Raw genomic sequence first — 6,205 nt, 5'->3', positions numbered from 1 at the left:
GGCTGGGACTGGGGCTGGGGGACCCGGTCCCAGATGGTGTGGCAGTGCTCCCCGGCGTTGCGGGCATGTAGGACTGATATTCGGGCAGCGTGGAGTCGAGGACCGGGAGTTGAACATCGGCCGACGTACCCGTGGAGTCTTCGCTCACCCGGACCGTGACCAAGGAACCGGGAGATCCCGCCGTGGGGTCCAGCATCATGGCCGGGGGTTGGGCCAGGGAGGTTTCGCCGTTGGCCTTGACCGGAATCGATACCTTCGAACCTGTTGCCCCAGTTATGGTGACGGTCGCGTCCGTTGAGGACGTGTTGAATAAGGTTCCCATGATCCGTCCGGGCTGGTCCGCTCCGTGGGAGAGGATGAGCATGTCCGCCAGCTTCATCGGACCGACCACGGTGTTGATCCCGTTGGTCGCCGGCGTGATCTTCGCGGTTTCCGCTGGATTGTCGGAGGAGCAGCCGGTCCCGGTCAGAAGAACCATCCCCAGCGTGAGCGCGGCTGCCGCATACCTTATCCCTGCCCGCAAGGCTGTAGTTGCCACGGCCGGCTCCTCTCGGCAGAACGTTGTCTGGTTACCCCCGATTATGGTCCGGGTCGGCGCCGAAATCGAGGGAGCTCCCGCATTGGGGGCTGGAGCAGAAAACCCTTGACGCAGGGCTCGCCGCAGGAGCATATTTAACACATCAGTTAATTAGCAGGAGTGTTAAATACGAAGGGCGCATCCCGATGCCAGTCGATCGGCTCAGCCTCATCTTCTCGGCGCTCGCCGACCCCACCCGCAGGGCCATCCTGGCCCGGCTGGCCGAGGGCGAGGCCACCGTGAATGAGCTGGCCGAGCCCTTCGACATCAGCCTCCCCGCGATCTCCCGCCACCTCAAGGTGCTCGAAGCCGCCGGGCTGATCACCCGGAGCCGGAATGCGCAGTGGCGGTCCTCGAAGCTCGAGGCCGCGCCGCTGCGCGAGGTTGCCGAATACATGGAAGAGTACAGGCGCTTCTGGGATGCCAGCTTCAGCCGCCTCGATGCGCATTTGCGAAAGATCCAGCAAGTTCCCAAGAATCAGGAGCCTGGCAATGAACGTGCAGCAGAACACTCATGAGTCCCACACCCTCACCATGACCAGGGAGTTCGATGCTCCCCGCGAACTGGTCTTCGATGCCTTCACCGATCCGGACCAGCTCGCCGCCTGGTTCGGCCCCGTGGGGGTGGACTCGCCCCGGGATCGGATCGTCGTGGAGCCCCGCGTCGGCGGCGCATGGCAGCTGGTTATGGTCTACGAAGAGGACGGCGTCACCAAGGAGGGACCAATTGACGCCGTGATCTCCGTCTACGACCCGCCGGCGCTCCTGGTGGCTACCCAACGGGCGGAGCCCGACGCCGGCATCACCCGCCGGCCCGAAATGCGGCTTGAGTTCGAGGACCTGGGCGGCCGGACCCGGCTGCACCTTACCCAAGGCCCGTTCGCCAGCGCCGAATGGCTGGACATGACGCGCGAGGGGTGGGGCACCTCGTTCACCAAGCTGGACAAGGTCTTGGCCTAGGCGCAGCGCCCCAGCAGAGGTCTGGCGGACCCCCGCCAGACCTCGGATAAGCCTCAGGGGGACGGTTTTAGACTGATTTGCGGATTGGAGTGCTCAAATACTCCGCAAATAGGAGATCATGGAGCTATGCCGAAAATTCGCGTATCAGAAGCCGCACGTTTTCTCGGGGTCAGTGACGACACTGTCCGGCGCTGGACCGAGAACGGAATCCTCACCCCGGTCAAGGATGACTCCGGCCGGCTGGCCGTGGACGGCCTGGAACTTGCCCGCCTCGCCCGCGACCAGGCCCAGCTGCCCGAAGACCCCGCCCGCGTGGGCAGCTCGGCCCGCAACCGGTTCGTCGGCCTGGTCACGGGCATCACCGAGGACAAAGTCATGGCGCAGGTTGAGCTGCAGTGCGGCCCCTTCCGCGTTGTGTCCCTGATGAGCAGTGAAGCCGTCCGGGAACTGGGCCTGGAGCTCGGATCCGTCGCCACTGCCGTGGTCAAAGCCACCACGGTCATCATCGAAACGCCCCACGGAAAGAGCGTCATATGAGCCTGCCCCGCCGGCACGTCACCGCGCTGCTGGTCGCCGGCGCCCTGACCGCGGGCCTGGCCGGCTGCGCCTCCGGCGCGCCCGGGGCCACCGGAGGCAGCACCGCCGCGGCCGGCGGGTCCACCACGCCGGCTCTCACCGGAACGATCACCGTCTTCGCCGCGGCCTCGCTGAAGGCGACCTTCACCAAGCTGGCCAGCGACTTCGAGGCGGAGCACCCCGGCACCAAAATCGCGCTGAACTTTGCAGGCTCCTCGGATCTGGTCACGCAGATCACCCAGGGCGCCCCGGCCGACGTCTTCGCCTCCGCCGACACCAAGAACATGACCAAGCTGACCGACGCGAAACTGACCGACGGCGCCCCGGCCAACTTCGCCACGAACACCCTGGAGATCGCGGTCCCGCCGTCCAACCCGGCGTCGATCAGCTCGTTCGCGGACCTGGCCAGGCCGGGCGTGAAGGTCGTCGTGTGCGCACCCCAGGTTCCCTGCGGCGCCGCGACCGACACCGTCGAAAAAGCCACCGGCACCACCCTGGCGCCGGTCAGCGAGGAATCCTCCGTCACCGATGTCCTGGGCAAGGTCACCTCCGGTGAAGCCGACGCCGGACTGGTCTACGTCACCGACGTCAAGACCGCCGGCGCCAAGATTAAAGGCATCCCCTTCCCCGAGTCGGACCAGGCCGTAAACACCTACCCGATCGCCACCGTCGGCACGAGCCAGAACAAGGAGCTGGCCGCTGCCTTCATCGCGACGGTGACCGGCAGCGAGGGCAAGAAAGTCCTGAGCGACGCCGGATTCGGCACCCCGTAAAGGACAGCATGAACCGACGCAGCGGCACCGGGTACACCGGCATCCCGCCGTGGATCTACGCCATCGCGGCGGCAGGGGCAGTCTTCGTCCTGCTGCCGCTGGTGGCCATGGTGGCCAAGGTCAACTGGCCGCAGTTCATCCCGCTGATCACCTCCGAATCTTCACTGACGGCACTCGGTCTGAGCCTGCGGACCTCGGCAACCAGCACTGCCGCCTGCGTCGTCCTCGGTGTGCCGCTGGCGCTCGTTCTTGCCCGGAGCCCGTTCCCTGGCCAGCGGCTGCTGAGGGCCTTCGTCCTGCTGCCGCTGGTCCTGCCTCCCGTGGTGGGAGGCATCGCCCTGCTCTACACCTTCGGACGCCAGGGGCTCCTGGGCAGAAGCCTCGAAATGGCCGGCATCCAGATCGCCTTCTCCACCACCGCCGTCGTCCTCGCCCAGACCTTCGTCGCCCTGCCGTTCCTGGTGGTCAGCCTCGAAGGCGCCCTGCGCACCGCCGGCAACAAGTACGAGGCGGTCGCCGCCACACTCGGGGCACGCCCGAGCACTGTGCTGCGCCGGGTGACCATCCCGCTCGTGCTGCCCGGCCTGGCCTCCGGCGCCGTGCTGTCCTTCGCCCGCAGCCTGGGCGAATTCGGGGCCACCCTGACGTTCGCCGGCAGCCTGCAAGGCGTCACCCGCACCCTCCCGCTGGAGATCTATTTGCAACGCGAAACCGACGCCGACGCCGCCGTCGCGCTCTCCCTCCTGCTGGTCGCCGTGGCTGTGGCCGTCGTCGGGCTCTCTTACCGGCGCCCCCGCGTCGACGCAGCACCGGAAGGGGCATTCCGGTGACCTTTCAGCTGGACGCAACACTCGCTGCACGGGGCTTCGAGGTCTCCCTCAGCCTCGGACCGGCCGAGACCATCGCCATCCTGGGCCCGAACGGGGCCGGGAAATCGACCCTCCTCTCGATCATCTCCGGCCTGCTGCGCCCCGACGCGGGCAAGGCCGTACTCGGCGGCAGGGTCCTGTTCGACCTGGCGGCAGACAAGAACATTTGGAGGGCGCCGCACACCAGGGGTACGGCGCTCCTGGCCCAGGAGGCCCTCCTCTTTCCCCACCTCAGCGCCCTGGACAACGTCGCGTTCGGGCCCCGCAGCGCCGGCGCGTCCAGCGCCGCGGCCCGGGAAACGGCCATGCACTGGCTGGCCGAAGTCGACGCCGGGGACCTCGCCGCGCGGCGCCCCGGACAGCTCTCCGGCGGCCAGGCCCAGCGCGTGGCCGTGGCCCGCGCCCTCGCCGCCGACCCCGAACTGCTGCTGCTCGACGAACCCATGGCCGCCCTCGACATCCATGCCGCCCCGCTGCTCCGCCGGCTCCTCAAACGCGTCCTCGCCGGCCGCAGGGCCATCATCATCACCCACGACATCCTGGACGCACTGATGCTGGCAGACCGGGTGATCGTCCTCGAGGACGGCCGGATCAGCGAGGCAGGACCGACCCGCGACGTCCTCGAAAAGCCACGCAGCCGGTTCGCCGCCGGCCTGGCCGGGCTGAACCTGGTGGCCGGCACCGTCAGTGACGCCGGCGTCACCACCGCCCAGGGGATGGTCGTCGCGGGCCACCACGACGGCACCCTCGGCCCCGGGCAGGACGGCGTGGCGGTCTTCCCGCCCTCGGCAGTGTCCGTGTTCCTCACCGAAGAGCACGGCAGCCCGCGAAACTCATTCCCCGTGAGAATCACGGACCTTGAGCCGCACGGCGATCAGATCCGCGTCCATGCCGGAGGCCTCTTCGCCGACATCACCCCGGCCGCGTCAGCCGACCTCGGCCTCACCCCCGGAATGACCGTCCACTTCGTCATCAAGGCCGCCGCCATCGCCATCTATCCGGCGTAGGCGGCGGGCGGGACAGCGGCTCGAAAGATGCATCGGTGGCGGGACGGGCTTACAGACGTTCTGATCGGCGGAGTAGTCTCGGTGCCGGGCGCTGCCGGCGCTGACCGATTCTGTGAGGAAAGGGAACGCTATGACTGGGAAGTATGTGGCGACGTCTACCATCACCATCGAGGCGCCCGCAAGCCGCGTATGGTCCGTGCTCACCGACCCTGCCGCCATCAAGAAGTTCATGTTCGGCACTGAAGTCGCGACCGACTGGACGGTCGGCGGACCCATCGTGTGGCGCGGTGTTTGGGACGGCAAGGCTTATGAGGACAGGGGCAGCGTCCTGGAGTTTGAACCCGGCCGGCGGCTGGTTGTCACGCACTTCAGCCCGCTGAGCGGCCAAGAGGATGCGCCCGAGAACTACCACACGCTCACCTGGACGCTCGGGGACCGGGCCGGCGCCACGCAACTGACGCTTTCGCAGGACAACAACACAAGTGCCGAGGAAGCCGAGCACTCGAAGGGCATGTGGGACAGTCTCGTCAAGAGCGTGAAAGCGATCGCCGAGCGGGATTAGCCCGAGCGGGCTCCCACTGCGGGTTCGGGTACCGGCCGCGGCGCGTGTGGGCTAGGGCAGCCGCGACGGGCGCAGCAGCGTGGCGATGCCGGCCTGCCCGGGCTCGAGCGGCACCGGGCTGACCAACACGGCCGGCCCGCGACTCAGGATGCCGTTGGAGAGCGGTTGGCAGCGCACGCCTCCCCGCCCGCGCATGGCGGCGTGGGCACCCGGGGCGAGCATCCGGTCCATCCAGGCGCAGGGGTGGGCTGGCCGTCCGGCCCGGAGCCGGACCACGTCCCCTCTCGATTCCAGCGCGAACTCTTCGCCGAGCAGGGGAGCGAGGTGTGCGCCCCTGAGGACAACATTGCGCCGGGTCAGGAGCGGGTCGAAGGGCTCGGCTCCCAGCTCTGCGGCCATCGCTTCGAGGGCCTCGATCGAGAGGAGGGTGACGGCGGCGTCCATGTGGGCGGCCTTGCCGAAGAACCGGTCGCCGACGATGCCCTTGCCGGCCACCAGTTCGACGCGGTCCGCGTCTGCGGTGGGGACCTGGGCCGCGCCATCCCGTGAGCGGCCGAAGTAGGCGTGCGCCGGCGAGACGAGGAGGTGCAGGACCTCGACGTCGTACCTGTAACTTGCCGTCATGCCTCCAAACTATCCTTCATCGCCGGCCCGGGCACGCCGATGGTCACAGGGGCGGCGGGGCTGCGGGCCGGCGGCGCGGCGGCTGCGGCGCGCGCGAATTCGCCGGACACGTGCGGGCTCGCCGCAACCTCGGAATGAATCAAGCTGTTTGTGACAGCTGGTTGGTTTTGTGGTTGATGCCGGCGTGGGCCGGGGCGGGTGGTGCGGTGGGTTTGTTTCGGTAGCGGTGAGGATGCCGGGCGTGGCAGGCGTTGAGG

Annotated in this window: 9 protein-coding genes; 7 read left to right on the top strand and 2 right to left on the bottom strand. The window is 68.2% G+C overall.

Going from position 1 to position 6,205, the window contains the following annotated elements; all coding sequences use genetic code 11:
- Positions 1 to 538 (bottom strand): hypothetical protein (locus LQV16_RS22610; protein ID WP_229996086.1); only part of this gene is annotated, 538 nt, incomplete at its 3' end.
- A gap of 185 nt (positions 539 to 723) precedes the next feature.
- Between LQV16_RS22610 and LQV16_RS22605 the strand changes: the two genes are divergently transcribed.
- The 7 genes from LQV16_RS22605 to LQV16_RS22575 all read left to right on the top strand — a co-directional run bounded on the left by LQV16_RS22605 (position 724) and on the right by LQV16_RS22575 (position 5,324).
- Positions 724 to 1,095, top strand: a complete 372-nt coding sequence (locus LQV16_RS22605; RefSeq protein WP_229996085.1) for a metalloregulator ArsR/SmtB family transcription factor — start codon at positions 724 to 726, stop codon at positions 1,093 to 1,095.
- Positions 1,070 to 1,537 carry an SRPBCC domain-containing protein gene (locus LQV16_RS22600; RefSeq protein ID WP_229996084.1) on the top strand — a complete coding sequence of 156 codons (468 nt, stop codon included), beginning with the start codon at positions 1,070 to 1,072 and terminating at the stop codon, positions 1,535 to 1,537. The genes LQV16_RS22605 and LQV16_RS22600 overlap by 26 nt, the downstream gene beginning before the upstream one ends.
- Positions 1,538 to 1,663: 126 nt before the next feature.
- On the top strand, positions 1,664 to 2,074 hold the full coding sequence (locus LQV16_RS22595) for a TOBE domain-containing protein (protein WP_229996083.1): 411 nt from the start codon (positions 1,664 to 1,666) through the stop codon (positions 2,072 to 2,074).
- Positions 2,071 to 2,886: a molybdate ABC transporter substrate-binding protein gene (gene modA, locus LQV16_RS22590; protein ID WP_229996082.1), complete on the top strand. Its 816-nt coding sequence runs from the start codon at positions 2,071 to 2,073 to the stop codon at positions 2,884 to 2,886. Before LQV16_RS22595 ends, modA begins: the two co-directional genes overlap by 4 nt.
- 8 nt (positions 2,887 to 2,894) lie before the next feature.
- On the top strand, positions 2,895 to 3,716 hold the full coding sequence (locus LQV16_RS22585; RefSeq protein WP_229996081.1) for an ABC transporter permease: 822 nt from the start codon (positions 2,895 to 2,897) through the stop codon (positions 3,714 to 3,716).
- Positions 3,713 to 4,762: an ABC transporter ATP-binding protein gene (locus LQV16_RS22580; RefSeq protein ID WP_229996080.1), complete on the top strand. Its 1,050-nt coding sequence runs from the start codon at positions 3,713 to 3,715 to the stop codon at positions 4,760 to 4,762. The genes LQV16_RS22585 and LQV16_RS22580 overlap by 4 nt, the downstream gene beginning before the upstream one ends.
- Before the next feature lie 130 nt (positions 4,763 to 4,892).
- Complete coding sequence (locus tag LQV16_RS22575) at positions 4,893 to 5,324, top strand: SRPBCC domain-containing protein (protein ID WP_229996079.1); 432 nt, start codon at positions 4,893 to 4,895, stop codon at positions 5,322 to 5,324.
- Positions 5,325 to 5,375: 51 nt separating this feature from the next.
- On the opposite strand, the gene LQV16_RS22570 is transcribed toward LQV16_RS22575, so the two are convergent.
- On the bottom strand, positions 5,376 to 5,948 hold the full coding sequence (locus tag LQV16_RS22570) for an MOSC domain-containing protein (RefSeq protein ID WP_229996078.1): 573 nt from the start codon (positions 5,946 to 5,948) through the stop codon (positions 5,376 to 5,378).
- Positions 5,949 to 6,205: the final 257 nt, after the last annotated feature.

The sequence above is a fragment of the Arthrobacter sp. Bi26 genome, from assembly GCF_918697925.1.
Lineage (GTDB): Bacteria > Actinomycetota > Actinomycetes > Actinomycetales > Micrococcaceae > Arthrobacter.
The sequence above is the reverse complement of the archived record's forward strand: the minus strand, read 5'-3'. Positions and strand labels throughout refer to the sequence as shown.